Here is a 24627-nt window from a genome sequence, read left to right as displayed (position 1 = left end):
GTGCGGAGAACGCGATGCAAGTCCAACCCTATCTGATGTTCGATGGCCGCTGCGAAGAGGCGCTGGCGTTCTACGCCCAGGCGCTGGGCGCGCAGACGCAGTTGCTGATGCGCTTTCGGGACAGCCCCGAGCCGCCCGCGGGCGAATGCTTCGCGTCGGCCGCCGTGCCCGGCGACAAGGTCATGCATGCGGAGCTGCGCGTGGGAGAGACGACCCTCATGGCCTCGGACGGCCTGGCGGGCGGCCACCCGGTGTTTAACGGCATCTCGCTCACGCTCTCGGTGGCCAGCGAGGTGGAGGCGCGCAGCAGGTTCGACGCGCTGGCCGACGGCGGCACGGTGGTGGCGCCGATGGCCAAGACCTTCTTTTCGCCCGCGTTCGGCATGGTCAACGACCGTTTTGGCGTGTCGTGGATGGTGCTGGCGGACTCCGCGCCGGGCTGAAGGCGCGGGGCAGGTGCCGCGGGCCGGTGGGCCGTCGCTGCTGGAGCTGGTCCCGCGTACAGGGCGCCAGGTTGCTCATGAAAAGGTAGCTGCCAGCGCTCGCCCCGACTGCCTTTGCGACGGTTTTTCCTGAAAGAAGACGCCCCCATCGTTCCACGCATGGGCCGCAGTGTCGCGCCGGCGCCCGCTGGGCAAACGGCCTTCCGTCCCCACATGATGCACAGTGCCGGCGCCGTGTCGCCGCGCCGGCCTTGGAAAGGAACCCCATGAACACCCGCGCCAGTCCCGTCCTGCAATCCCAGCCCCTGGGGCCGCTGTGGCCCACGCTCGATCCGTTCCTGTTCTGCGCCCACCATGACGACGCCTACCCCGCCGGCAACGGCGCCATGGGCGTGCAGGCGGTGGCGCTGGAGGGGCGCCAGATGGGCAGCGATTTCAGCCGCAAGGACGGCTTTTCGATGTACCACGGCGAGCACGTGCCCGGCTTTCCCGGCCACCCGCACCGGGGCTTCGAGACCGTCACGCTGGTGCGCAAGGGCCTGATCGACCATGCCGACTCGCTGGGCGCGGCCGCGCGCTTCGGTGGCGGCGACGTGCAGTGGGTCACCGCCGGCGCGGGCATCATGCATTCGGAGATGTTCCCGCTGCTGAACACCGACGCGCCCAACCCGCTGGAGCTGTTCCAGATCTGGCTGAACCTGCCCGCGCGCCACAAGATGGTGCGGCCCCACTTCACCATGCTGTGGAACGAACGCATCCCGCGCCTGGAGCATGCCGACGCGGCAGGCCTGCGCACCACGGTCACCGTGGTCGCCGGCGCGCTGGACGGCGCCGGTGCGCCGCTGCCGCCGCCCCCCGAGTCCTGGGCCGCGCAGGCGGACGCCGACGTCGCCATCTGGACGCTGCGCATGGAGCCCGGCGCGCATTGGACGCTGCCGGCGGCCCGCGGACAGGGCACGCGCCGCATGTTGTACTGGTTCGTGGGCGAAGGGCTCTCGATCGTCGGCGAGCCCCAGGGCGGCCACGCGGCGCTGGAGGTGGCGGCCGATCGGGCGCTGGAGCTGGTCAACACCGGCGGCGACACCGTGGAATGCCTGCTGCTGCAGGGCCGTCCCATCGGCGAGCCGGTGGTGCAGTACGGCCCGTTCGTGATGAACACCCAGCAGGAAATCATGCAGGCCATGCAGGACTTTCGCCGCACGCAGTTCGGCGGCTGGCCCTGGGACGCGAGCGACCCGGTGCATGGCAGCGCCCCCCGGCGCTTTGCGCGCCACCCGGGCAGCGCGCAGGACGAGGTGCCGCAGGCCTGAACGCCTGCGCAGCGGCCGGCCCGGCCGCCCCCGCGGCCTTGGCGTGTGCGGGACAATGGCGGCCTTGCGGCGGCGCCTGCCCGCGCCGCCGCCCTCCACGGAAACCAAGCCATGAACATCACCCAAGACACCGCCGTCACGCTCAGCTACCGCGTCACCGATCCCGCCACGGGCAAGCCCCTGGATGCCGGCAATGTGGCCTACCTGCACGGCGGCTACGAGAACATCTTCCCCAAGGTCGAGGCCGCGCTGGAAGGCCAGGCCCCGGGCCATGCCGTCACGCTGGACCTGGCGGTGGAGGACGCGTTCGGCGCGCGCGACGAGAGCCTGGTGCGCACCATCCCCAAGAGCGAGTTCCCGCCCGGCGTGAAAGTGGGCGGCCAGTTGCAGGGGCCCGGCGCCGACGGCCAGCCGCAGATGTTCTACGTGGTCAAGATCAAGGGCCCCGTGGTGCACCTGGACGGCAACCACCCGCTGGCCGGTAAGGCGCTGCGTTTTGCCTGCAAGGTGACCGAGGTACGCGCCGCCACAGCCGAGGAGATTGCCCACCGCCATGTGCATGGCGGGCATGGGCACCACCATTGATGCTGCGTTATTGATAGCTGTCAGCGCTTGCCCATCAAGCGCTAGCGCCAATTTTGGCTAGCGCCTGCGCAGCAGCGCGCGGCGCAGCAGGCGCTCCGCGCGGTCGCGGATCTGCAGCGGGCTGTGGCCGGGCCGGGGCAGCACGCGCGCCCGGCTGCAGGCGGCCAGGAAGTCGTGCAGCAGCGGCGAGTCGTCCAGCGTGACGGCCGCGCTGGCGCGGAACTCCGGGTGCCACTGCGTCGCCGCGATGTAGCCGCGCCCGTGGCTCGGGTTGCGGCGTATCGCCTCGGGCACGCCGTCGGGGTAGCTCCAGGCCTCGATGTCGAAGCCGGGCGCCAGGTTCTTGATGCCCTGGTGGTGGATGCTGTTCACGGTGACGCGCGGCTGCTCCGGATACAGCCGCGCCAGCCGCGTGCCGGGCACGATGTCCACCTCGTGGAAGTGTTGGTCGTAGGTGCTCGGGTTGCGGTGCTGCAGCGCGCCGGGGTGCTGGGTCTCGATGTCCTGGTACAGCGTGCCGCCAAAAGCCACGTTGATGAGTTGCAGCCCGCGGCACACGCCGAAGATGGGCTTGCCGGCCTGCTCGAAGGCCTCCACCACCGCCAGGTCGTACAGGTCGCGCACGCGGTCGCCCAGCCATGCGTCCTTGAGCGGCACCTCGCCGTAGCTGCCGGGCCAGACGTCCGCCCCGCCGTGCATCACCACGCCGTCGAGCCACTCGGCATAGTGCTTGAGCGTGACGTCGCCGCGCGCGGTCTCGCCCGTCGGGCAGGGCACCATCACCACCAGCGCGCCGGCCGACATGATCCAGTGCGCGATGGACTGCTCCACGTACTGCAGGGTCTTGTTGGTGAACAGCGGCCGGCCCGGGTCCGCATGCGAAAAGCACGCGGACAGGCCGATCTTCAGGCGCGGCTGGGAGGGCGTCACCGACGGCATGCGGTCGGGCTGTAGCCAGGGCGGCAGGACAGTCATCCGCTCAGTTGTAACACCGCGCTTGCCCGCACGCTGTAGGAACGAGCCGCAGAGCGCGGCTGTGCGTTTTGCTTGATGCGAATCAAGCATGCAGGCGCCTACTGGGGCATGATGAAGACGAGGGGCGCTACCGTCCGCCCCATCGACCCATCCACTTCACGAAGGAGAAAACATGCAGATCCAGGTGCATACCGACGACCACATCCAGGGCGGCGAATCGCTGGCCCGCTGGGTGCAGGAAGAAGCCACCGCCAAGCTGGCGCGCTTTCGCGAGCACGTGACGCGCGTGGAGGTGTTCCTGTCCGACGTGGACGGCGGCAAGTCCGGCGCGGCCGACAAGCGCTGCGTGATCGAGGTGCGCCCCGCTGGCCGCCAGCCTGTGGCTGCGCGTGCCGAGGCGGCCAAGGTGGCCGATGCTTTCACGGCGGCCGTGGAGAAGCTGGTGCGCGCGCTGGGCGACGACATCGAGCGCGCCAAGGACCGCAACGGCCGCGACACCATCCGCACGGCGGAGTGAGTGGGCGCTATTGATGCAATAGCTGCCAGCGCCCGACAGTAGGGCGCTGCACCATGAAAAAGGCCGCAGGAGCGTTGGCTCCTGCGGCCTTTTGCCTTCAGAAGCTGCTGCCCGGCTGCTGCAGGAAGGCGAGCTCCTCGGCCGTGCTGGCGCGGCCCAGCGCGGCGTTGCGGTGCGGATAGCGGCCAAAGCGCGCAATGATGTCCCGGTGCGCATGCGCGAAGTGCAGGCTGCCCGGGTTGCCCAGCGCGGTGAACAGGCGCACCGATTCTTCCTGCACGCGCGGCGACTCGCTGTGCATGTAGGGCATGTACAGGAAGGCGCGCTGCGCGGGCTCCAGCTGCGCGTCCAGACCCTGTGCCAAGGCCTCCTGCGCCAGCACCAGGGCCATGCCGTCCTGCGCGAAGGCGGCGGGGGTGTCGCGGTGCAGGTTGCGCGAGAACTGGTCGAGCACCAGGATTTCCGCCAGGCGGCCCTGGGCATCACCGCGCCAGTGCCACAACTCCCCCTGCGCGGCCTGCGCATGCAGCGCGGCGAAGCGGGTGCGGATGGCGGCGTCGAACGCGGCGTCCTTGGCGAACCATTGCTGCGGCGTGGCCTCGTCGAACCAAAAGCGCAGCACATCGGCGGCGGTGGGGAGGGCGGGAGAGGTGGTCATGCCGCAAGTATGGGGTGCCGGCCGTGGATGTGCTTTGCTATTGAATAAATAGCTGCCTGCGCTTGATGGGTAAGCGCTGGAGGCGTATTTGACATAAAAAACGCGCCCGAAGGCGCGTTCTCTGTGAGCGGCGGAGGCTGCGGCTTACTTGCCGGCCATCACGCGCACCATCTCCAGGCACTTGTTGGAGTAGCCCCACTCGTTGTCGTACCAGGCCACGACCTTCACGAAGGTCTTGTCCAGGGCGATGCCGGCGTCGGCGTCGAACACCGAGGTGTGGGTCTCGCCCACGAAGTCGGTGGCCACCACCTTGTCCTCGGTATAGGCCAGCACGCCCTTCAGCGCGCCCTGCGACTGGGCCTTCATCTCGGCCTTGATCTCGTCGTAGCTGGCTTCCTTCTCCAGCTCCACCGTCAGGTCCACCACCGACACGTCGGAGGTGGGCACGCGGAAGGACATGCCGGTCAGCTTCTTGTTCAGCGACGGGATCACCACGCCCACGGCCTTGGCGGCGCCGGTGGAGCTGGGGATGATGTTTTCCAGAATGCCGCGGCCGCCGCGCCAGTCCTTGTTGCTCGGGCCGTCCACGGTCTTTTGCGTGGCGGTGGCGGCGTGCACGGTGGTCATCAGGCCGCGCTTGATGCCCCACTTGTCATGCAGCACCTTGGCCACGGGGGCCAGGCAGTTGGTGGTGCAGGACGCGTTGGAGATGATGGCCTGGCCGGCGTAGGTGGCGTGGTTCACGCCGAACACGAACATGGGCGTGTCGTCCTTGGACGGGGCCGACATCAGCACCTTCTTGGCGCCGGCAGCGATGTGCTTCTCGGCGCTGGCCTTGTCCAGGAACAGACCGGTGGACTCGATCACGATGTCGGCGCCGACCTCATTCCACTTCAGGTTGGCGGGGTCGCGCTCCTGCGTCAGGCGGATCTTCTTGCCGTTGACGATCAGCGTGTTGCCCTCGACCGAGACCTCGCCCTTGAAGCGGCCATGCACGCTGTCATAGCGCAGCATGTACGCGAGGTACTCGGGCTCCAGCAGGTCGTTGATGCCAACGACTTCGATGTCGGAGAAGTTCTGCACGGCCGAGCGCAGTACGTTGCGGCCGATGCGGCCGAAGCCGTTGATGCCAATCTTGATCGTCATGGTGTGAGCCTCTAGGGATGGATGGATTGCAAAAAACGAGAACCGGGAGGGATCAGCGCGCGCGCTGCAGCGCGGCCAGCACCGTGTCAGCGACGTTCTCGGCCGTGAAGCCGAAGTGCTTGAACAGCACGCCGGCCGGGGCCGACTCGCCATAGGTGTCGATGCCGACCACCGCGGCGCAGCCGTACTTCCACCAGAAGTCGGTCACGCCCATCTCGACGGCGATGCGCGGCAGGCCCGCGGGCAGCACCAGTTTCTTGTACTTGGTGTCCTCGCGGTCGAAGGTGGTGGTGCTGGGCATGGAGACCACGCGCACGGCGATCTTCTTGGCGGCCAGCAGTTGCTGCGCGGCCAGGGCCAGTTGCACCTCGGAGCCGGTGGCGATGATCACGGCCTGGGCCTTCTTCTTCAGACCCACGGCGGCGGGCTCGGAGAGGATGTAGGCGCCGCGCGAGATGTCGCCCAGGTCGCTCTTGGGCGCGTAGGGCAGGTTCTGGCGGGACAGCAGCAGCGCGGTGGGCTTGTCGCGGTTGGACAGGGCCACGCTCCAGGCCACGGCGGTCTCGGCCGTGTCGGCGGGGCGCCACACGTCCAGGCCGGGGATCAGGCGCAGGCTGGCGGCGTGCTCGATCGACTGGTGCGTGGGGCCGTCCTCGCCCAGGCCGATGGAGTCGTGCGTGAACACGTGCACTACGCGCTGCTTCATCAGCGCGGCCATGCGGATGGCGTTGCGGCTGTAGTCGCTGAATGTGAGGAAGGTGCCGCCGTAGGGGATGAAACCGCCGTGCAGCGCCAGGCCGTTCATGATGGCCGCCATGCCGAACTCGCGCACGCCGTAGTTGATGTGGCGGCCCACCTGGCCGGCCTCGGTCTTGGCCACGGCGCCGTTGGGCTCGATGCGCAGCGCGGGCGTGCTCTTGGTGTTGGTGAGGTTGGAGCCGGTCAGGTCGGCGCTGCCGCCCAGCAGCTCGGGCAGTGCGGCGGTGAAGGCTTCCAGCGCGATCTGGCTGGCCTTGCGGCTGGCCACGGTCTCGGCCTTGGTGTGCGCGGCCACCACGGTGTCCACCGCCACCTGGGCGAAGTGCTTGGGCAGGTCGCCAGCCATGCGGCGGGACAGCTCGAATGCCAGCTCGGGGTAGGCGGCCTCGTAGGCGGCAAAGCGCAGCGTCCACTCGGCTTCGGCGGCCTGGCCGGCCGCCTTGGCATCCCAGTCGGCGTACACCGACTCGGGGGTCGCGAAGGGCTCGTGCGTCCAGCCCAGGGCAGCGCGCGTGAGGTTGATTTCCTCGGCGCCCAGGGGCTCGCCATGGGCCTTGGCCGTGTTGGCGCGGTTGGGGCTGCCCTTGCCGATGACGGTCTTGCAGACGATCAGCGTGGGCTTGTCGGCGCTGGCCTTGGCTTGGCCGATGGCGGCGGCCACAGCTTCCACGTCATGCCCGTCCACGGCGTCGATCACGTTCCAGCCGCAGGCCATGAAGCGCTGCGGGGTGTTGTCGATGAACCAGGGCGCCACCTGGCCGTCGATGCTGATGCCGTTGTCGTCGTACAGCGCGATGAGCTTGTTGAGCTTCCACGCGCCGGCGAGAGCCACGGCCTCATGGCTGATGCCTTCCATCAGGCAGCCGTCGCCCAGGAACACGTAGGTGTGGTGGTCCACCACGGCGTGGCCCTCGCGGTTGAACTCGGCGGCCAGCAGCTTCTCGGCCAGCGCAAAGCCCACGGCGTTGGTCACGCCCTGGCCCAGCGGGCCGGTGGTGGTCTCCACGCCGGGGGTGATGCCGTGCTCGGGGTGGCCGGCGGTCTTGCTGTGCAGCTGGCGGAAGTTCTTCAGCTCCTGCAGGGGCAGGTCATAGCCCGTGAGGTGCAGCAGCGAGTACAGCAGCATCGACGCGTGGCCGTTGGACAGCACGAAACGGTCGCGGTCCATCCACTGGGGGTTGGTGGGGTTGTGCTTCAGGTGCTGGCCCCACAACGCCACGGCCATGTCGGCCATACCCATGGGGGCACCGGGATGGCCCGAGTTGGCTTGTTGAACGGCATCCATTGCGAGTGCGCGGATCGCATTCGCCATTTGTTGAGAATTGGCCATCGGGGCGGTTCCGGAAGGGGCTGTAAGGGTAAACCTGCAATTTTACCGGGCAGGCGGCCCCCCTGCCCACCAGCCGCGAATTGGGCGACCGCGCCGGTGGCCCGGCCTGCCGGCCATTGACACTTTTTTTACAGGCCGCCGAGGCCTTTCTACCCCGTTTTGATGCGCCCTTCGGGAGACTGCCTGTCATCTGTTTGGATTGGCAGGAGTGTGTTGTATGGACATCGTATGGGTTGCCGGGCTGGGCTTGCTCTGGCTGGCAGTGGCGCAGTTGGCCGTGGGCCTGGATCGCCTGGGACGGGCGCGCGGGGAGCCGGTGTGATGGCGCTCGAAGTTCTTTACGGCCTGGGAGGGCTGCTGGCCGTCCTCCTGATGGCCTACCTTGTGTTCGCGCTGGTCTGCGCCGAGGAGTTCTGACCATGAACACCTCTTCCTGGGGCCTGCTGGCCCTGTTTCTGGCATTGCTGGCCCTGCTGGCCTGGCCTCTGGGCCGCTGGCTTGCGGCCCTTATCGACGGGCGCCTGCCGCGCTGGCTGCTGCGGGCCGAGGCGCCGCTGTACCGGCTGGCTAGCGTGCGTCCGGACGAATCCATGGGCTGGCGCGCCTACGCGCTGGCACTGCTGGTCTTCAACGCGCTGGGTGCGCTGGCCCTCTATGGCCTGCAGCGCCTGCAGGGGTGGCTGCCGCTGAACCCCGAGGGCTTCGGCGCCGTGGCGCCCGACTCGGCGTTCAACACGGCCATCAGTTTCGTGACCAACACCAACTGGCAGGGCTACGCGGGCGAGAGCACCATGAGCTACCTCAGCCAGATGCTGGGCCTTGCGGTGCAGAACTTCCTGTCGGCGGCCACCGGCATTGCAGTGGCCTTTGTGCTGGTGCGTGGTTTTGCCGGGCGGGGCGAGGGCCGTCCGGCCGCGGGGACGCGTTTTGGCGCCGTCGGCAATGTGTGGGTGGACCTCACGCGCATCACCCTGTGGGTGCTGATGCCGATCGCCTTCGTGATCGCCCTCTTCTTCGTGTCGCAGGGCGTGATCCAGAACTTCGATGGCTACCACCGGGTGGCGACCGTCGAGGCCACCACCTACCTGGCGCCGCAGACCGGCGCAGACGGCCAGCCGCTGCTCGACGCGGCGGGCCAGCCGGTGGTGCAGGAGCTGCGCACGCAGACGCAGACGCTGCCCATGGGGCCCGTGGCCTCGCAGGAGGCGATCAAGCTGCTGGGCACCAACGGCGGGGGCTTCTTCAACGCCAACTCGGCCCACCCCTACGAGAATCCCACGGCGCTGGCCAACCTGGCGCAGATGCTGGCGATCTTCCTGATCCCCGCGGCGCTGTGCTTCGCCTTCGGCCGGGCGGTGGGCGACAGCCGCCAGGGCTGGGCGATCCTGGCCGCCATGGCGGTGATCTTCGTGGCCGCCGTGGTGGCCGTCACCTGGGCGGAGCGCGCAGGCAATCCGTTGCTGACGGCGCTGGGGGTGGACCCGGCCCTGGGCAACATGGAAGGCAAGGAGCTGCGCTTCGGTATCTCCGGCACGGCGTTGTTCGTGGCCGTGACGACCGCCGCCTCGTGCGGCGCCGTGGACGCCATGCACGACTCGCTCACGCCCCTGGGCGGCATGGTGCCGCTGGTGCTCATGCAGCTGGGCGAGGTGGTCTTTGGCGGCGTGGGCTCGGGGCTGTACGGCATGCTGGTGTTCGCCGTGCTGGCGGTCTTCATCGCCGGCCTGATGATCGGCCGCACGCCCGAGTACCTGGGCAAGAAGATCGAGGTGTTCGAGATGAAGCTGGTGTCATTCATCATCCTCGTCACGCCGCTGGTGGTGCTGCTGGGCACGGCCGTGGCCGTGAGCACCACGGCCGGGCGCGCCGGCGTCGCCAACCCCGGGGCCCATGGCTTCTCCGAGGTGCTGTACGCCTTCACCTCGGCGGCCAACAACAACGGCAGCGCCTTCGCCGGGCTGTCGGCCAACACCCCCTTCTACAACGCCATGCTGGGCGTGGCCATGTGGCTGGGCCGCTTCGCCGTGATCGTGCCGGTTCTGGCCCTGGCCGGGGCGCTGGCGGGCAAGCCGCGCCTGCCGGTCACCTCCGGCACCCTGCCCACGCACGGCCCGCTGTTCGTGGTGCTGCTGGTCGGCACCGTGCTGCTGGTGGGCCTGCTGAACTATGTGCCGGCGCTGGCCCTGGGGCCGGTGGTCGAGCACCTGATGCGCTGGAAGTGAGTCAACCATGACTTCGATGCAAAAAAATCTTTCGCTTGCCGATCCCGCCCTGCTGCGGCCGGCGCTGCGCGGCGCCTTCGCCAGGCTCAGCCCGCGCGCCCAGTGGCGCAACCCGGTGATGTTCGTCGTCTATGTCGGCAGCATCCTCACCACGCTGCTGTGGCTGAACACGCTCAACGCTCCCGGCGACACAGGCATGGGCGCCGGCTTCGTCCTGGCGGTGGCGGTGTGGCTGTGGTTCACCGTGCTGTTCGCCAACTTTGCCGAGGCCCTGGCCGAGGGGCGCAGCAAGGCCCAGGCCGCGTCGCTGCGCAGCCTGCGCAAGGACACCTGGACCAAGAAGCTCAAGGGCGTACACCGCGACAGCGGCTTCCTGCCCCAGCAGGCGACCGACCTGCGCAAGGGCGACGTGGTGCTGGTCGAGGCCGGCGACATGATCCCGCTCGACGGCGAGGTGATCGAAGGCGTGGCCTCGGTGGACGAGAGCGCCATCACCGGCGAATCGGCGCCGGTGGTGCGCGAGTCGGGCGGCGACTTCTCCGCCGTGACCGGTGGCACGCGGGTGTTGTCCGACTGGCTGGTGGTGCGCATTGGCGTGAACCCGGGCGAGTCGTTCCTGGACCGCATGATCGGCATGGTGGAGGCCGCCAAGCGCAGTAAGACGCCCAACGAGATCGCCCTCACCATCCTGCTGGTGGCGTTGACCATCGTGTTCCTGGTGGTGACCGTGACGCTGCTGCCCTATTCGGTCTTCAGCGTGCAGGCTTCCGGCGCGGGCACCGTGGTGTCGCTGACGGCGCTGGTGGCCCTGCTGGTGTGCCTGATCCCCACCACCATCGGCGGCCTGCTGTCGGCTGTGGGCGTGGCGGGCATGAGCCGCATGATGCAGGCCAACGTCATCGCCACCTCGGGCCGCGCCGTGGAGGCCGCGGGCGACGTGGACGTGCTGCTGCTGGACAAGACCGGCACCATCACCCACGGCAACCGGCAGGCCAGTGCCTTCCTGCCCGCGCCGGGCGTCGACAAGGCGCAGCTGGCGCAGGCGGCGTTGCTGGCCTCGCTGGCCGACGAAACGCCCGAGGGGCGCAGCATCGTCGAGCTGGCGCGGCGCGAGGGCGTGACCTCGCAGCCGGTGCCGGGGGCCCTGTTCGTGCCCTTCACGGCCCAGACGCGCATGAGCGGGGCCGACCTGCCGGCCGCGAAGGGCGGGGCGGGTGAGTGGGTTCTGCTGCGCAAGGGCGCCGTCGAGGCGCTGCGCCACCATGTTGAGGCGCTGGGCGGGCGTCTGCCGCCCGAGGTGGTCCAGGCCGCCGACGCGGTGGCACGCCGGGGCAGCACGCCGCTGGCCGTGGCCGAGGGCGCGCGCGTGCTGGGCGTGGTGGAGCTCAAGGACATCGTCAAGGCGGGCATCCGCGATCGCTTCGCCGAGCTGCGGCGCATGGGCATCCGTACGGTGATGATCACGGGCGACAACCGGCTCACCGCCGCCGCCATCGCGGCCGAGGCCGGTGTGGACGACTTCCTGGCCGAGGCCACGCCCGAGGACAAGCTGCGCCTCATCCGCCAGTACCAGGCCGAAGGCCGGCTGGTGGCCATGACCGGCGACGGCACCAACGACGCGCCCGCGCTGGCCCAGGCCGACGTGGCCGTGGCCATAGGCAGCGGCACGCAGGCCGCCAAGGAGGCCAGCAACATGGTGGACCTGGACTCCAACCCCACCAAGCTGCTGGAGGTGGTGGAGACCGGCAAGGCGCTGCTGATGACGCGCGGCTCGCTCACCACCTTCTCCATCGCCAACGACGTGGCCAAGTACTTCGCCATCATCCCGGCGATCTTCATGGGCACCTATCCGCACCTGGGCGCCCTGAACGTCATGGATCTGGCCAGCCCGTCCTCGGCCATCCTGAGCGCCGTGATCTTCAACGCGCTGATCATCGTCGTGCTCATCCCGCTGGCGCTCAAGGGCGTGCGCTACCGGCCCGTCGGCGCATCTGCGCTGCTGCGCCGCAACCTGGCGGTCTATGGACTGGGCGGGCTGGTCGTGCCCTTCGTGGGCATCAAGCTGATTGACATGCTGCTGGCCGCCAGCGGCCTGGTGTGAAGGAGCCGGAGATGAACAACAACCTCAACCCCAACCAAGGCCCGAGCCAGCGCCACGCGCTGCTGCGCCCGGTGCTGGCCCTGTTTGCCTTGCTGAGCGTGCTGACCGGCATCGTCTACCCGCTGGCCGTGACCGGCGCGGCGCGCGCCGTGTTCCCGCAGCAGGCGGCGGGCAGCCTGGTCGTGCAGGGCGAAACCGTCGTGGGCTCGGCGCTGATCGGCCAGTCCTTCAGCGACCCCCGCCATTTCTGGGGCCGGCCGTCGGCCACGGCGCCCATGGCTTACAACGCGGCGGCTTCCTCGGGGTCGAACCAGGGCCCGCTGAACCCGGCCCTGGTCGACGCGGTCCGGGCCCGCATCGAAGCCCTGCGCGCGGCCGACCTCGGCAACCAGGCGCCCGTGCCCGCCGATCTGGTCACCGCCTCGGCCAGCGGGCTGGACCCGCACATCAGCCCCGCCGCCGCCCTGTACCAGGCGCCGCGCATCGCCCGCCTGCGCGGCCTGGCGCCGCAGCAGTTGGTGGATCTGGTGGGGCAGCATACGGAGCAGCCGCTGCTGTTCGGCCTGATCGGCGAGCCGCGCGTGAACGTGCTGGCGCTCAACCTGGCGCTGGACGCCGCCCATGGCCGATGACTGGCTGCACCTGCTGTGCGCCCTGGCGGCGCTCGGTGTGCCCGTGCTGCTGGCCTGGGTGTTGGTGAGCCGGGGCCAGCGCCGCCGGCGCCGCCCCGCCCGCGGTGGCCGCCCGGCACCGCCCATGCGTTAACCTGCCCTCGCCATGCCCGAAGCCAGCCGCCCCGACCCCGACGCCCTGCTCGCGCAACTGCGCGCCGACGAGGTGCGCGCGCAGCGTGGCCGCCTGCGCATTTACTTCGGCGCCAATGCCGGGGTGGGCAAGACCTGGGCCATGCTCAGCGCGGCCCGGCGCGAACGGGAGGCCGGCCGCGACGTGGTGATCGGCGTGGTCGAAACCCATGGCCGCAGCGAGACCGCCGCGCTGGTCGAGGGGCTGGAGGCCCTGCCGCCGTGCGAGCGGCACTACCGCGGCAAGCTGCTGCGCGAGTTCGACCTGGACGGCGCGCTGCTGCGCCACCCGCAGGTGCTGCTGGTGGACGAACTGGCGCACAGCAACGCGCCCGGCTCGCGCCACGCCAAGCGCTGGCAGGACGTGGAGGAGCTGCTGGCCGCCGGCATCGACGTGTGGACCGCGCTCAATGTGCAGCACCTGGAGAGCCTGAACGGCACGGTGGGCGCCATCACCGGCATCCGCGTGAACGAGACCGTGCCCGACAGCGTGCTGGACGAGGCCGACGAGGTGACCCTGGTCGATGCCACGCCCGACGAAATGGCGGCGCGGCTGGCCGCCGGCAAGGTCTACCTGCCCCAGCAGGCCGAGCGCGCGGCGCAGAACTTCTTTCGCAAGGGCAACCTGATCGCGCTGCGCGAGATCGCCCTGCGCCGCACGGCCGACCACGTCGAGGACGACGTGCGGGGCTGGCGCATCGAGCAGTCGGGCGAGAGCGGCGCGCCGGGGGGCGGCGCACCCCCGGCGTGGAACACCTCGGGCGCCATCCTGGCGGCCGTGGGGCCGGAGCAGGACGCGGCGCAGACCGTGCGCGCGGCGGCCCGCATGGCGGGCCAGCTCAATGTGCGCTGGCATGCCGTCTACGTGGAAACGCCGCGCCTGGCGCGGCTGGACGATGCCGCGCGCGACCGCATCCTGGCCGTGCTGCACCTGGCGCAGGAGCTGGGCGCGGAAACCGCCGTACTGAGCGACGAGCAGGTGGCGCCCGCGCTGGCCGAACAGGCGCAGCGCCTGAACTGCGCCATGCTGGTGCTGGGCCGTGGCCGCGCGCGCGCCGGCTGGCGCCGCTGGGCCGGGCGCTGGTGCGCGCCGCTGGCGCTGCGGCTGGCGCGCATCGCGCCCACGCTGGACCTGGTCAGCGTGGCCCCGGCCGACAGCGCCCGCCGCCTGGCGCGCACGCCCTGGGCGGCCCCGGCGCGTGGAGAACTGCCCGAGGAGCCGGATGCCGCCACCTGGCCCGGCTTTGCCTGGGCCGTGGGCAGCAGCGTGGCCCTCACCGGGCTGGCTGCGCCGCTGTCGGGCGTGCTGGAGCTGACCAACATCGTCATGCTCTACCTGCTGGGCGTGGTGGGCGTGGCGTGGCGTTTCGGGCGCGGGCCGGCGGCCCTCGCGGCGGCGATGAACGTCATGGCCTTCGACTACTTCTTCGTGCTGCCCACCTTCTCGTTCGCGGTGAGCGACGTGCAGTACCTGCTGACCTTCGCCGTCATGCTGGGCGTAGGCCTGCTGGTGGGGCAGCTCACGGCGGGCCTGCGCTTCGCGGCCAGCGTGTCGGCGGGGCGCGAGCGGCGCGCGCAGTCGCTGTTCGAGCTGGCGCGCGAGCTGTCGGCGGCGCTGCAGGCCAGCCAGGTCGAGGCGCTGGGCGCGGCGGCGGTGCAGCGCCATTTCGGCGGCGAGGCCCGGGTGCTGCTGACCGACGCCCAGGACCGGCTCGTGCCCCCGTCCGATCCGCCCGAGGGGTTCGACTTCAGCGTGGCCGACTGGGCCTTCCGCCAGGGCCAGAGCGCGGGCCTGACCACGGCCACCCTGTCGGCCCAGCCCTGGCACTACGTGCCGCTGGTGGCGCCCATGCGCGTGCGCGGCGTGCTGGCGCTGCGTCCGGCGCAGCCGCGCTGGCTGGTGATTCCCGAGCAGGCGCGGCAGCTGGAAACCCTGGCGCGCCAGATCGCCATTGCCGTGGAGCGCGTGCATTACGTCGAGGTGGCGCAGCAGGCGGTGGTGGACATCGAGTCCGAGCGCCTGCGCAACGCCTTGCTGGGCGCCATCTCGCACGACGTGCGCACGCCGCTGACGGCGCTGATCGGGCTGGCCGAGTCGCTGCGCACGCTGGCGCCGCCGCTGTCGCCCGCGCAGGCGCAGGCGGCGCAGGCCATCGTGGCCCAGGCGCGCGCGCTGAGCACGCTGGTGGGCAACCTGCTGGACATGGCGCGGCTGGAAAGCAGCGCCAGCGGCGCCGTGCAGCTGCGGCGCGAGTGGCAGTCGGTGGAGGAGGTCGTGGGCGCGGCCATCCGCGCCGCGCAGCCGGCCCTGGGCGGCATGGCGGTGCGCACCGAGTTGGCGCCCGAGCTGCCGCTGGTGGAGTTCGACGCCGTGCTGATCGAGCGCGTGCTGGTCAACCTGCTGGAGAACGCCGCGCGCTACGGCGCGCCGCCCATCGTCGTGGCGGCCAGCGCGCTGCCGCAGGCGCTGCGCATCACCGTGCGCGACCACGGCCCGGGCCTGCCGCCCCACCTGCGCGGGCGCGAGCAGGTGCTGTTCGACAAGTTCACCCGCGGCCAGGCAGAGTCCACCACGCCCGGCGTGGGGCTGGGCCTGGCCATCTGCAAGGCCATCGTGCAGGCGCATGGCGGCGAGATCTCGGCCACGAACGCCGCCGCCGATGCGCATGGCAGCGGCGGTGCGGCGTTCACCATCGAGCTGCCGCGCCGTCCGCCGCCCGCCGTTACCGAATGAAATCCTATGTCTTCTCCCCCTAGCCTCACCGCCATCGTGATCGAGGATGAACCCCAGATCCGCCGCTTCGTGCGCGGCGCGCTGGAGGACGAGGGCTGGCTGGTGCACGAGGCCGCCACCCAGCGCGAGGGCCTGGTGGCCGCCGGCACGCGCCACCCCGACCTGCTGGTGCTCGACCTGGGCCTGCCCGACGGCGACGGCGTGGAGCTGATCCGCGACGTGCGCGGCTGGTCCAGCGTGCCCATCATCGTGCTCTCGGCGCGCGCCGACGAGGCCGACAAGATCGCCGCGCTGGACGCGGGAGCGGACGACTACCTCACCAAGCCCTTCGGCACCGGCGAGCTGCTGGCACGCGTGCGCGCCAACCTGCGGCGTACGCGTGCCGCGGCGGGCGAGGCGCCCGCGCCGGCCGATGCGGTGTTCCGCTTTGGCGAGGAGGCCGGGGCGGTGGAGGTGGACCGCGCCCGGCGCGTGGTGCGCCGCGCCGGCGACGAGGTGCACCTGACCCCCACCGAGTACCGTTTGCTCTCCGTGCTGGTGGCCAACGCCGGGCGCGTGCTCACCCAGCGCCAGTTGCTGCGCGAGGTCTGGGGGCCGGCGCACAGCGACCAGAGCCACTACCTGCGCGTCTACATGGGCCACCTGCGCGGCAAGCTTGAGGTCGACCCGGCGCAGCCACGCCACCTGCTCACCGAGACGGCGGTGGGCTACCGCCTGCTGCCCTGACCGGGGGCGCTGCGGCCCCTACACTGCGGGCCCATGACGATGCCCCAGTTCCCCGCCATGCTGCTGGCCGCCGGCCGCGGCGAGCGCATGCGCCCGCTGACCGATGCCTGTCCCAAACCATTGCTCGAAGTGCGCGGGCGGCCGCTGCTGGAGTGGCACCTGCGTGCGTTGGTCGAAGCGGGTGTCGAGCGCGCCGTGATCAACACCGCGTGGCTGGGCGAGCAGATTGGCCACCGGTTTTCAGATGTTTTTGCCGTCGAAGGCAAGCAGGACAAGCGCGAACAGCTATCAATTTCATACTCCCATGAAGGCCGGGATTTCGGTCGCGCGCTGGAGACGGCCGGCGGTATCGCACGCGCGCTGCCGCAGCTGGGGCCGGTGTTCTGGCTGGCGGCGGGCGATGTGTTCGCGCCCGACTTCACTTTCGAGGCGCAGGCCGTGCAGCGGTTCGTGGCCGGCGATGCCCTGGCCCATCTGTGGCTCGTGCCCAACCCGCCGCACCACCCGCGCGGCGACTTTGGCCTGTCGCCCGAGGGGTTGGCGCTGAATCTGCCGGCGCAGGACCCGCGGCCGCGCTACACCTACAGCACCATCGCCCTGCTGCGCGCCGAGCTGTTCACCGCGCCCTGGTGCGACATCGCACCCGGCAACCCCGAGGGTGTGGCCGCGCCCCTGGCGCCGCTGCTGCGCCGCGCCATGGATGCGGGGCGGGTGACAGCGACGCTCCATACCGGGCGCTGGACCGATGTGGGTACGCCCGAGCGGCTGGCCGAGCTGAACGCCGGCTGAGGCAGCGTCCGTCGGCTATCGGCTATCGGCTATCGGCTATCGGCTCAGGCGCTTGGCGCGGATGCGGGGGCCGAGGCGGCGCCCGACGCGGGATCGGAGGGGTCTGATGCCGGCTCGGCGGGCGGCGGCGGAGGCAGCAACTCGGGCGCGGGCGCCAGCGCGGCGGCCGATGCGGGATGGGCGGGCTGCACATCGATGGCCGGGCCGTTCTCGCAGTTGCGGAACTGCCACTGGCTGGGCAGGAAGCGGGCCTGCGGCCCGTCGGGTGCGGGCTTGCCCACCTCGGCCTGCACGTCGTAGGGGATGTGCGGCACCTGGAACAGGGCGATCTGGCCCTGGCGGCACAGCAGCGCGGGTACCACCTTGTTCAGCTCCCAGTCCTTGGTGTCGGTGTTGTAGCGGTACAGCGGGCCAATACGCTGGTCCTGGGCCAGTTCTACGCGCATCGGCAGCACCTGCATCGCCTGGGCCCATACGCCGGCCACGAGCACGGGCTGCGAAAAGCGCACCGCCTCCAGGCCGCGCAGGGACACGGGCTGCACCGGCGCGCCGTTGTCGAAGGGGTCCAGCCGGTTGATCAGGCTGCCCGCGGGAATCACCAGTTCGCCGTACTGCACGTCGTGCGGCAGCACGAAGCGTTCGCGGTGGGTGCGATGCACGGCGCTGTCCTGGCGCGTCTGCTGCGCGCGACCCGACAGGTACAGGCGCAGGCCCAGCCAGGCATCGCACACCACGGCCAGGGCGCACAGGGCGACCAGCACGCGCCGGTCCAGCCGCGGCTTGTTGGGAACATCGATATACCGCGCATAGAACGCGTAGAAAAGCAGGGCCACGGTCAGCACCAGGCCCAGCAGGGGGATGAGGGTGGTCAGCAGGAAGGACATGCGGCGAGTCTGCCACGGCGTCTGGGCGCCGCCGCGCGCGCCGGCCGTTGGGCCCACAATGGCAGCATGACCACGCCCAGCTCCCTCTACGCGCAGCGTCGCGCCCGCCTTGCCGCCCAGTTGGGCGCGGGCGGCATCGCCATCGTGCCCACCGCCCCGCTGCAGCAGCGCAACCGCGACAGCGAGTTTCTCTACCGCCACGACAGCTACTTCTACTACCTCACGGGCTTTGCCGAGCCGGGCGCGTGGCTGGTGCTGACCGCGGAAGGCCACAGCACGCTGTTTTGCCAGCCCAAGGACCTGGAACGCGAGATCTGGGATGGCTACCGCCTGGGGCCCGAGGCGGCCCTGGCCACCCTGGGCGTGGACGCCGCGCACTCCGTGGCCGATATCGACGCGCGCCTGCCGCGTCTGCTGGAAAACCGCGGCAGCGTCTGGTTCCCCTTCGCCACCCACCCAGGGCTGGCTGCGCGTGTGGAAGGCTGGCTGAACCAGGTGCGCGCACGCGTGCGGTACGGCGCGCTGTGCCCCGCTCAGCAGGGTGATCTGTGCACGCTGCTCGACGAGATGCGCCTGATCAAGGACGCGCATGAGCAGGACCTGATGCGCCGTGCCGCCGCCATCAGCGCCCGCGCCCATGTGCGCGCCATGCAAAGAAGCGCCCGCATGCTGCGCGCCGGCCAGGACGTGCGCGAATACCACCTGGACGCGGAGCTGCTGCACGCCTTCCGCGAAGAGGGCTCGCAGTGTCCGGCGTATGGCTCCATCGTGGCCGCGGGGGCCAACGCCTGCGTACTGCACTACCGCGCGGATGCCGCGCCGGTGCGCGCGGGCGAGCTGGTGCTGATCGACGCGGGCTGCGAGCTGGACGGCTACGCCTCGGACATCACGCGCACCTTTCCGGCCGATGGCCGCTTCACCGGCCCGCAGCGCGCGCTGTACGACCTGGTGCTGGAGAGCCAGAAGGCGGCCATCGCCGCCACGCGTGCGGGCAACCGCTTCAACGACCCGCACGACGCCACGGTGGCCGTGCTGGCGCAGGGCATGCTGGACTTGGGCCTGCTGGACGCCAACAAGGTCGGCAGCGTGCAGGACGTGATCGCGAGCCGTGCGTACTTCCAGTTCTACATGCACCGCACCGGCCACTGGCTGGGCATGGATGTGCATGACTGCGGCAGCTACGTTGAGCCCTCAGAAGTGGGCCAGGTGAGCGAGCGGCGCGACCCGCTGTCGGGCGAGCTGATCCAGAACCGCCCCAGCCGCATCCTGCGCCCAGGCATGGTGCTGACCATCGAGCCTGGCTTGTACGTGCGCCCGGCGCCGGGCGTGCCCGAGGCCTTCCACCACATCGGCATCCGCATCGAGGACGACGCCATCGTCACGGAGACCGGCTGCGAACTGATCACCCGCGGGGTGCCCGTGGAGGGCGACGAGATCGAGGCGCTGATGCGCGGCTGAGCGGGTGTTTTCAGGAACCGCGATGTAACTGATTTTGTGCAAAAATCGAAACTCGATTACATCCACGGAAAAGAGACACCCCCATGCAGATCCGCCGCGCCACCAAGATCGTTGCCACCCTGGGCCCCGCCTCCAGCGACCCGCAACTGCTGGAGCAGATGATCGCGGCGGGCGTGAACGTGGTGCGCCTGAACTTCAGCCACGGCAAGGCGCAGGACCATGTGGAGCGCGCCGCCATGGTGCGCGAGGCCGCTCAGCGCGCCGGGCGCGAGGTCGCCATCATGGCCGACCTGCAGGGGCCGAAGATTCGCGTGGGCAAGTTTGCCGAAGGGCGGGTGATGCTGGAGCCGGGCCAGCCTTTCGTGCTGGACGCGTCGCGCAGCGAACCCGGCGACCTGCAGGGCGTGGGCCTGGACTACAAGGAACTTCCCCGCGACGTGAAGCCCGGCGATGTGCTGCTGCTGAACGACGGCCTCATCGTGCTGCAGGTGGATGCCGTGCGCGGCGAGGCCGTGTACACCACCGTGAAGATCGGCGGCGAGCTGTCCAACAACAAGGGCATCAACAAGCAGGGGGGAGGCCTCACGGCGCCCGCCCTCACGGCCAAGGACATGGAGGACATCAAGACCGCCATGAGCTTCCAGGCCGACTATGTGGCCGTGAGCTTCCCCAAGAACGCCACCGACATGGAGATGGCGCGCCAGCTGTGCAACGTGGCCGCGGCCGAGTTCCGCCACAAGCCCGGCCTGATCGCGAAGATCGAGCGTGCAGAGGCCGTGCCGCTGCTGGAGGAGATCCTGCGCGTGTCCGACGGCATCATGGTGGCGCGCGGCGACCTGGCCGTGGAGGTGGGCAACGCCGCGGTGCCCGCGCTGCAGAAAAAGATGATCCGCATGGCGCGCGACATGGACAAGGTGGTGATCACCGCGACCCAGATGATGGAGAGCATGATCGCCAACCCCGTGCCCACGCGCGCCGAAGTGAGCGACGTGGCCAACGCCGTGCTGGACGGCACCGACGCCGTGATGCTCAGCGCCGAGACGGCGGCTGGCAAGTACCCGCTGGACACGGTGCGGGAGATGGCCACCATCTGCGCCGCCGCGGAAGCGGCCGAAGACCTGGAGCGCGACTCCGACTTCATCGGCCAGACCCTGGGTCGCATCGACCAGTCCATCGCCATGGGCGCGCTGTTCACGGCGCACCACCTGGGTGCCAAGGCCATCGTGGCGATGACCGACAGCGGTTCCACGGCACTGTGGATGAGCCGCCACCGCATCCACATTCCCATCTATGCATTGACGCCGAAGGTGGCCACGCAGCGGCGCATGGCGATGTTCCGCAACGTGCGCCCGTTGCTCATGGACACCAGCGCCGACCGCGACACTGCGCTGGACCAGGCCGAGAGCCACCTGAAGATGCGCAACATCGTGCAACAGGGCGACCTGTACGTGATCACCTGCGGCGAGCCCATGGGCGCACCCGGCGGCACGAACATGCTCAAGATCTGCCGCGCACGATGAAAGCGCGGTAGCGCATCCTTTCACCCCGTGAACGCAGACGGGGCGATGGGGGGTATTGGGGGCATGGGTCCAGGAAGCGGTAGGGCGGCTAAAATTACGGGTTACCAAGCGGTTACCGCCGCTCATCCATCAACCCTCGAACGGATCCACCCCATGCCTCTCGTCTCGATGCGCGAACTGCTCGACCATGCCGCCGACCACGGCTATGGCATTCCCGCCTTCAACGTCAACAACCTGGAGCAGGTGCAGGCCGTGATGGCCGCTGCCGACGAGGTGGGCGCGCCGGTGATCCTGCAAGCCAGCGCCGGCGCCCGCAAGTACGCCGGCGAGAGCTTTATCAAGCACCTGATCGCCGCCGCTGCCGAGGCGTATCCGCACATCCCCCTGGTCATGCACCAGGACCATGGCACCAGCCCCGCCATCTGCAAGGGCGCGCTGGAGCTGGGCTTCGGCTCGGTGATGATGGACGGCTCGCTGCGCGAAGACGGCAAGACCCCCGCAGACTTCGACTACAACGTGCGCGTCACCCAGGAAGTGGTGGCCATGGCGCACAAGATCGGCGCTACCGTCGAAGGCGAACTGGGCTGCCTGGGCAGCCTGGAGACCGGCGAGGCGGGTGAGGAAGACGGCGTCGGCGCGGCTGGCAAGCTCAGCCACGCCCAGCTGCTCACGGACCCCGAGGAGGCTGCGCAGTTCGTCAAGGCCACGCAACTGGACGCCCTGGCGATCGCCATCGGTACCAGCCATGGGGCCTACAAGTTCTCTCGCCCGCCCACGGGCGATGTGCTGTCGATCCAGCGCGTCAAGGAAATCCACGCGCGCATTCCCAACACCCACCTGGTGATGCATGGCTCGTCCAGCGTGCCGCAGGATCTGCTGGCCCTCATCAACCAGTTTGGCGGCAAGATGAAGGAAACCTACGGCGTGCCCGTGGCCGAGATCCAGGAAGCCATCAAGCACGGCGTGCGCAAGATCAACATCGACACCGATATCCGCTTGGCCATGACCGGGGCGGTGCGCAAGTTCCAAGCCGAGAACCCGGACAAATTCGACATGCGCGAGTGGATGAAGCCCGCGCGCGAAGCCGCCAAGGCCATCTGCAAGCAACGCTACCTGGAGTTTGGCTGCGAGGGTCAGGGCGCGAAGGTGAAGGGCTATACCCTCAGCGAAATGGCTGCCAAATACGCCAGCGGCGCGCTGCAGCAGGTCGTGAACTGACGCAATAAAGCGCGCGGCGGAGCCGTCTGCCGCCCACGCTTTCCCAAGCCCGGCGCCCCATGGCCGCCGGGCTTTTTCTTTGGCCCCGCTCCGTGCCATGTCGCGCGTGCGTCGAAGGTGTGAAATTCTTCATGTAAGCTCACGGTAAGTAGAAATACGCAATGCTGCGTGGACCAACGCCGTAGGGCGCTCGCGTGCAGGAGGAGATGACATGCTGATAGGTGTGCCCGCCGAAACTCTGGCAGGCGAGACGCGGGTGGCCGCCACGCCAGAAACCGTCAAGAAACTCGTGGCCCAAGGCCACACGGTGCGGGTGCAGTCAGGCGCCGGCGGTTGCGCCAGCGTCACCGATGCCGGCTTTGCCGCCGTGGGAGCCGAGATCACCGACGCGGCCGGCGCCTGGGGCTGCGACCTGGTGCTCAAGGTGCGCGCGCCGCAAGAGTCCGAAGCCGGCCTGCTGCGCCCGGGCAGTACCTTGGTCGGCATGCTGAATCCGTTCGACGCCACTGGTCTGCACCGCCTGGCCGCTGCCGGCGTCACCGCCTATGCACTGGAAGCCGCGCCGCGCACCACGCGCGCGCAGAGCATGGACGTACTCTCCTCGCAGGCCAACATCGCCGGCTACAAGGCCGTGGTGATGGCCGCTGATCGCTACCAGCGCTTCTTTCCCATGCTCATGACTGCGGCGGGCACCGTGAAGGCGGCCCGCGTGGTCATCCTGGGCGTGGGCGTGGCGGGCCTCCAGGCGATTGCCACGGCCAAGCGCCTGGGCGCGGTGATCGAGGCCAGCGATGTGCGCCCCAGCGTCAAGGAGCAGGTGGAGTCGCTGGGCGCGAAGTTCATCGACGTGCCCTACGAAACCGCCGAGGAGAAAGAAGCTGCCGAGGGCGTGGGCGGTTACGCCCGCCCCATGCCGCAAAGCTGGCTGGACCGCCAGAAGGCCGAGGTTGCCAAGCGTGTCGCGCAGGCCGACGTGGTCATCACCACGGCGCTGATCCCCGGCCGCGCCGCGCCGGTGCTGGTCACGCAGGAGATGGTGGAGTCCATGAAGCCCGGCTCCGTCATCGTGGACCTGGCGGCCGCGCAGGGGGGCAACTGCCCGCTGACCCAGCCGGGTCAGACCGTCGTGCACCACGGCGTGACCCTGGTCGGCGAGACCAACCTGCCCGCGCTCGTGGCGGCTGATGCCTCCGCGCTGTACGCGCGCAACGTGCTCGACTTTCTCAAACTCATCATCAACCCCGAGGGCGCCCTGCACCTCAACCGCGATGACGACATCGTGGTGGCCTGCTTGGTGGCGCATGAGGGGGCCGTCACGCGTGCGTGACCCTGTTCTGCCCGCAACCTTGGAGTGACTTTCTTGCGTCTTCGTTGGAACCCCTTTGTCCCCGCCATCGCGGCCCTGCTGTCGCTCGTTGCATGCGCGCCAGCGCAGCCGGACCTCGTACGGGTGGGCCGTGCCGAACTGCAGTTGCCTGCGGGCACCTGGCAGCCTTTGGGCGGCGACGCCGAACAGTTTGACGTCCGCCCCGATGACACCGCGCACGATCTGCCCATGCAGACCCGCGCAGTGGCCCTGCGCGGCCGGGCCAAGGAACCGCTGGCGGTTCTGGTGGTGCAGACCAATGCCAGCAACCACCCGCGCGACACCACGCTGTGGACCGCGGCCTGCCTGCCGCAAAAGGGCGTGCAGGTGGAAGACGCGGCGCGCGGCAGTCCGGTGCGCATCGACTGCCTGCGCTACAAGCGCAGCGCGGGCACCGACGGCTACCTGGCCAGCGCGCGTCCGGCGCTTGCCCAGTGGCTGACGCAGCAGCAGGCCGTGCCAGCCAACCCGTATTCCCACGTCTCGTACCGCTACTCCACCCCCGAAGGTGGCTATGTGTCCGTGGATGTGCTGGCCGATCGGCGGTTGCTGCGGCCTACCGTGCGCAACAACGAGGAGTTCCTGCGTGCAGGCCGTCCCGCGCAGGAATGGATGGAGCAGCTCGCCCAAGCGGCCCGCCAGAGCATCACTATGCTGGATGGCCGTTTCGTGGTGCCCCCGTTCCCCCAGGCCCTGCCCGAATAGCTGTCAATTGGGGCCGTGTAGAGGCCCCCTTTCCGAAGGAGCGTCGAGATGGAGTCGGTTTCGCCCACGCTGATCAACCTGATCATCTTCGTGCTGGCCATCTACGTGGGCTACCACGTGGTCTGGAACGTCACGCCCGCGTTGCACACGCCCTTGATGGCGGTGACCAATGCCATCTCGGCCATTGTCATCGTCGGGGCCATGCTGGCCGCTGCGCTCACCGAAACGCCACTGGGCAAGACCATGGGCGTGCTGGCCGTGGCGCTGGCGGCGGTGAACGTGTTCGGCGGCTTCCTGGTCACCCGGCGCATGCTGGAGATGTTCAAGAAGAAAGAGCGCAAGGCGCCCGCCGAACAAGCGAAAGCAGCTACGAAATAA

At 69.7% G+C, this 24627-nt stretch carries 23 protein-coding genes; 18 read left to right on the top strand and 5 right to left on the bottom strand.

The genetic code is table 11. The features are described 5' to 3' along the window. Positions 1-14 precede the first annotated feature (14 nt). From MRB47_RS18450 to MRB47_RS18440, 3 genes are all read left to right on the top strand, one after another. Positions 15-443, top strand: coding sequence for a VOC family protein (locus MRB47_RS18450; RefSeq protein ID WP_252101414.1), 429 nt, complete (start codon positions 15-17; stop codon positions 441-443). A 266-nt stretch (positions 444-709) separates the two neighbouring features. Continuing rightward, complete coding sequence (locus MRB47_RS18445) at positions 710-1753, top strand: pirin family protein (protein ID WP_252101413.1); 1044 nt, start codon at positions 710-712, stop codon at positions 1751-1753. A gap of 111 nt (positions 1754-1864) precedes the next feature. Next, complete coding sequence (locus MRB47_RS18440; protein ID WP_252101412.1) at positions 1865-2338, top strand: peptidylprolyl isomerase; 474 nt, start codon at positions 1865-1867, stop codon at positions 2336-2338. A gap of 57 nt (positions 2339-2395) precedes the next feature. On the opposite strand, the gene MRB47_RS18435 is transcribed toward MRB47_RS18440, so the two are convergent. Further along, a complete protein-coding gene (locus MRB47_RS18435; RefSeq protein ID WP_011807048.1) occupies positions 2396-3313 on the bottom strand; it encodes a gamma-glutamyl-gamma-aminobutyrate hydrolase family protein in 918 nt (305 codons plus the stop codon). Positions 3314-3485: 172 nt separating this feature from the next. Between MRB47_RS18435 and MRB47_RS18430 the strand changes: the two genes are divergently transcribed. Then, the gene (locus MRB47_RS18430; protein WP_015914545.1) at positions 3486-3830 is read left to right on the top strand and encodes an HPF/RaiA family ribosome-associated protein; all 345 of its coding nucleotides are present in this window, start codon (positions 3486-3488) and stop codon (positions 3828-3830) included. Positions 3831-3927: 97 nt separating this feature from the next. Here the strand turns inward: MRB47_RS18430 and MRB47_RS18425 are convergent, their stop codons facing one another. The 3 genes from MRB47_RS18425 to tkt form a co-directional block, all read right to left on the bottom strand. Then, the gene (locus MRB47_RS18425; RefSeq protein ID WP_015914544.1) at positions 3928-4488 is read right to left on the bottom strand and encodes a DUF924 family protein; all 561 of its coding nucleotides are present in this window, start codon (positions 4486-4488) and stop codon (positions 3928-3930) included. 144 nt (positions 4489-4632) lie between these two features. Continuing rightward, positions 4633-5634, bottom strand: coding sequence for a type I glyceraldehyde-3-phosphate dehydrogenase (gene gap, locus MRB47_RS18420; RefSeq protein WP_123675538.1), 1002 nt, complete (start codon positions 5632-5634; stop codon positions 4633-4635). 52 nt (positions 5635-5686) lie between these two features. Further along, positions 5687-7723: a transketolase gene (gene tkt, locus MRB47_RS18415; protein ID WP_252101411.1), complete on the bottom strand. Its 2037-nt coding sequence runs from the start codon at positions 7721-7723 to the stop codon at positions 5687-5689. A 318-nt stretch (positions 7724-8041) separates the two neighbouring features. Between tkt and MRB47_RS18410 the strand changes: the two genes are divergently transcribed. From MRB47_RS18410 to MRB47_RS18375, 8 genes are read left to right on the top strand one after another with little or no spacing between them, the layout of a single operon-like run. Further along, entirely contained in the window at positions 8042-8140 is a 99-nt protein-coding gene (locus tag MRB47_RS18410) for a potassium-transporting ATPase subunit F (RefSeq protein ID WP_084002077.1), read from the top strand. A 2-nt stretch (positions 8141-8142) separates the two neighbouring features. Further along, positions 8143-9945: a potassium-transporting ATPase subunit KdpA gene (kdpA, locus tag MRB47_RS18405; protein ID WP_252101410.1), complete on the top strand. Its 1803-nt coding sequence runs from the start codon at positions 8143-8145 to the stop codon at positions 9943-9945. Positions 9946-9952: 7 nt separating this feature from the next. Then, complete coding sequence (kdpB, locus tag MRB47_RS18400; protein ID WP_047351177.1) at positions 9953-12046, top strand: potassium-transporting ATPase subunit KdpB; 2094 nt, start codon at positions 9953-9955, stop codon at positions 12044-12046. Between the two features lie 11 nt (positions 12047-12057). Beyond that, a complete protein-coding gene (gene kdpC / locus MRB47_RS18395; protein WP_047351193.1) occupies positions 12058-12678 on the top strand; it encodes a potassium-transporting ATPase subunit KdpC in 621 nt (206 codons plus the stop codon). Beyond that, positions 12668-12811: a hypothetical protein gene (locus MRB47_RS18390; RefSeq protein ID WP_157497510.1), complete on the top strand. Its 144-nt coding sequence runs from the start codon at positions 12668-12670 to the stop codon at positions 12809-12811. The genes kdpC and MRB47_RS18390 overlap by 11 nt, the downstream gene beginning before the upstream one ends. A gap of 12 nt (positions 12812-12823) precedes the next feature. Further along, positions 12824-15583: a DUF4118 domain-containing protein gene (locus MRB47_RS18385; protein WP_047351178.1), complete on the top strand. Its 2760-nt coding sequence runs from the start codon at positions 12824-12826 to the stop codon at positions 15581-15583. Between the two features lie 6 nt (positions 15584-15589). Beyond that, positions 15590-16309 carry a two-component system response regulator KdpE gene (gene kdpE, locus MRB47_RS18380; RefSeq protein ID WP_047351179.1) on the top strand — a complete coding sequence of 240 codons (720 nt, stop codon included), beginning with the start codon at positions 15590-15592 and terminating at the stop codon, positions 16307-16309. Between the two features lie 33 nt (positions 16310-16342). Then, complete coding sequence (locus MRB47_RS18375) at positions 16343-17098, top strand: nucleotidyltransferase family protein (RefSeq protein ID WP_252101409.1); 756 nt, start codon at positions 16343-16345, stop codon at positions 17096-17098. Between the two features lie 44 nt (positions 17099-17142). Here the strand turns inward: MRB47_RS18375 and MRB47_RS18370 are convergent, their stop codons facing one another. After that, a complete protein-coding gene (locus MRB47_RS18370) occupies positions 17143-17982 on the bottom strand; it encodes a hypothetical protein (RefSeq protein ID WP_252101408.1) in 840 nt (279 codons plus the stop codon). 66 nt (positions 17983-18048) lie between these two features. Here MRB47_RS18370 and MRB47_RS18365 point away from each other — a divergent pair, with 66 nt between their 5' ends. The 6 genes from MRB47_RS18365 to MRB47_RS18340 all read left to right on the top strand — a co-directional run bounded on the left by MRB47_RS18365 (position 18049) and on the right by MRB47_RS18340 (position 24627). Then, entirely contained in the window at positions 18049-19440 is a 1392-nt protein-coding gene (locus MRB47_RS18365) for an aminopeptidase P N-terminal domain-containing protein (protein WP_088888170.1), read from the top strand. An 83-nt stretch (positions 19441-19523) separates the two neighbouring features. Next, complete coding sequence (gene pyk / locus MRB47_RS18360; protein WP_103738481.1) at positions 19524-20960, top strand: pyruvate kinase; 1437 nt, start codon at positions 19524-19526, stop codon at positions 20958-20960. 153 nt (positions 20961-21113) lie between these two features. Next, positions 21114-22178: a class II fructose-bisphosphate aldolase gene (gene fba / locus MRB47_RS18355; RefSeq protein ID WP_015914537.1), complete on the top strand. Its 1065-nt coding sequence runs from the start codon at positions 21114-21116 to the stop codon at positions 22176-22178. A 211-nt stretch (positions 22179-22389) separates the two neighbouring features. Next, entirely contained in the window at positions 22390-23505 is a 1116-nt protein-coding gene (locus MRB47_RS18350; RefSeq protein ID WP_015914536.1) for a Re/Si-specific NAD(P)(+) transhydrogenase subunit alpha, read from the top strand. A 24-nt stretch (positions 23506-23529) separates the two neighbouring features. Next, entirely contained in the window at positions 23530-24249 is a 720-nt protein-coding gene (locus tag MRB47_RS18345) for a hypothetical protein (RefSeq protein ID WP_238526549.1), read from the top strand. Positions 24250-24297: 48 nt separating this feature from the next. Further along, the gene (locus MRB47_RS18340) at positions 24298-24627 is read left to right on the top strand and encodes an NAD(P) transhydrogenase subunit alpha (protein WP_015914535.1); all 330 of its coding nucleotides are present in this window, start codon (positions 24298-24300) and stop codon (positions 24625-24627) included.

Source organism: Diaphorobacter sp. LI3 (genome assembly GCF_022807955.1).
Lineage (GTDB): Bacteria > Pseudomonadota > Gammaproteobacteria > Burkholderiales > Burkholderiaceae_C > Diaphorobacter > Diaphorobacter nitroreducens.
The sequence above is the reverse complement of the archived record's forward strand: the minus strand, read 5'-3'. Positions and strand labels throughout refer to the sequence as shown.

Bases quoted from the DNA above. Each gene is read 5' to 3' on its own strand.
- tkt (WP_252101411.1), bottom strand. From the start codon at position 7,723: ATGGCCAATTCTCAACAAATGGCGAATGCGATCCGCGCACTCGCAATG.
- MRB47_RS18445 (WP_252101413.1), top strand. From the start codon at position 710: ATGAACACCCGCGCCAGTCCCGTCCTGCAATCCCAGCCCCTGGGGCCG.
- kdpC (WP_047351193.1), top strand. From the start codon at position 12,058: ATGAACAACAACCTCAACCCCAACCAAGGCCCGAGCCAGCGCCACGCG.
- MRB47_RS18435 (WP_011807048.1), bottom strand. From the start codon at position 3,313: ATGACTGTCCTGCCGCCCTGGCTACAGCCCGACCGCATGCCGTCGGTG.
- gap (WP_123675538.1), bottom strand. From the start codon at position 5,634: ATGACGATCAAGATTGGCATCAACGGCTTCGGCCGCATCGGCCGCAAC.
- MRB47_RS18390 (WP_157497510.1), top strand. From the start codon at position 12,668: ATGGCCGATGACTGGCTGCACCTGCTGTGCGCCCTGGCGGCGCTCGGT.
- MRB47_RS18430 (WP_015914545.1), top strand. From the start codon at position 3,486: ATGCAGATCCAGGTGCATACCGACGACCACATCCAGGGCGGCGAATCG.
- kdpE (WP_047351179.1), top strand. From the start codon at position 15,590: ATGTCTTCTCCCCCTAGCCTCACCGCCATCGTGATCGAGGATGAACCC.
- pyk (WP_103738481.1), top strand. From the start codon at position 19,524: ATGCAGATCCGCCGCGCCACCAAGATCGTTGCCACCCTGGGCCCCGCC.
- MRB47_RS18365 (WP_088888170.1), top strand. From the start codon at position 18,049: ATGACCACGCCCAGCTCCCTCTACGCGCAGCGTCGCGCCCGCCTTGCC.
- MRB47_RS18440 (WP_252101412.1), top strand. From the start codon at position 1,865: ATGAACATCACCCAAGACACCGCCGTCACGCTCAGCTACCGCGTCACC.
- MRB47_RS18385 (WP_047351178.1), top strand. From the start codon at position 12,824: ATGCCCGAAGCCAGCCGCCCCGACCCCGACGCCCTGCTCGCGCAACTG.
- kdpB (WP_047351177.1), top strand. From the start codon at position 9,953: ATGACTTCGATGCAAAAAAATCTTTCGCTTGCCGATCCCGCCCTGCTG.
- MRB47_RS18370 (WP_252101408.1), bottom strand. From the start codon at position 17,982: ATGTCCTTCCTGCTGACCACCCTCATCCCCCTGCTGGGCCTGGTGCTG.
- MRB47_RS18375 (WP_252101409.1), top strand. From the start codon at position 16,343: ATGACGATGCCCCAGTTCCCCGCCATGCTGCTGGCCGCCGGCCGCGGC.
- MRB47_RS18340 (WP_015914535.1), top strand. From the start codon at position 24,298: ATGGAGTCGGTTTCGCCCACGCTGATCAACCTGATCATCTTCGTGCTG.
- MRB47_RS18425 (WP_015914544.1), bottom strand. From the start codon at position 4,488: ATGACCACCTCTCCCGCCCTCCCCACCGCCGCCGATGTGCTGCGCTTT.
- MRB47_RS18450 (WP_252101414.1), top strand. From the start codon at position 15: ATGCAAGTCCAACCCTATCTGATGTTCGATGGCCGCTGCGAAGAGGCG.
- fba (WP_015914537.1), top strand. From the start codon at position 21,114: ATGCCTCTCGTCTCGATGCGCGAACTGCTCGACCATGCCGCCGACCAC.
- MRB47_RS18350 (WP_015914536.1), top strand. From the start codon at position 22,390: ATGCTGATAGGTGTGCCCGCCGAAACTCTGGCAGGCGAGACGCGGGTG.
- kdpA (WP_252101410.1), top strand. From the start codon at position 8,143: ATGAACACCTCTTCCTGGGGCCTGCTGGCCCTGTTTCTGGCATTGCTG.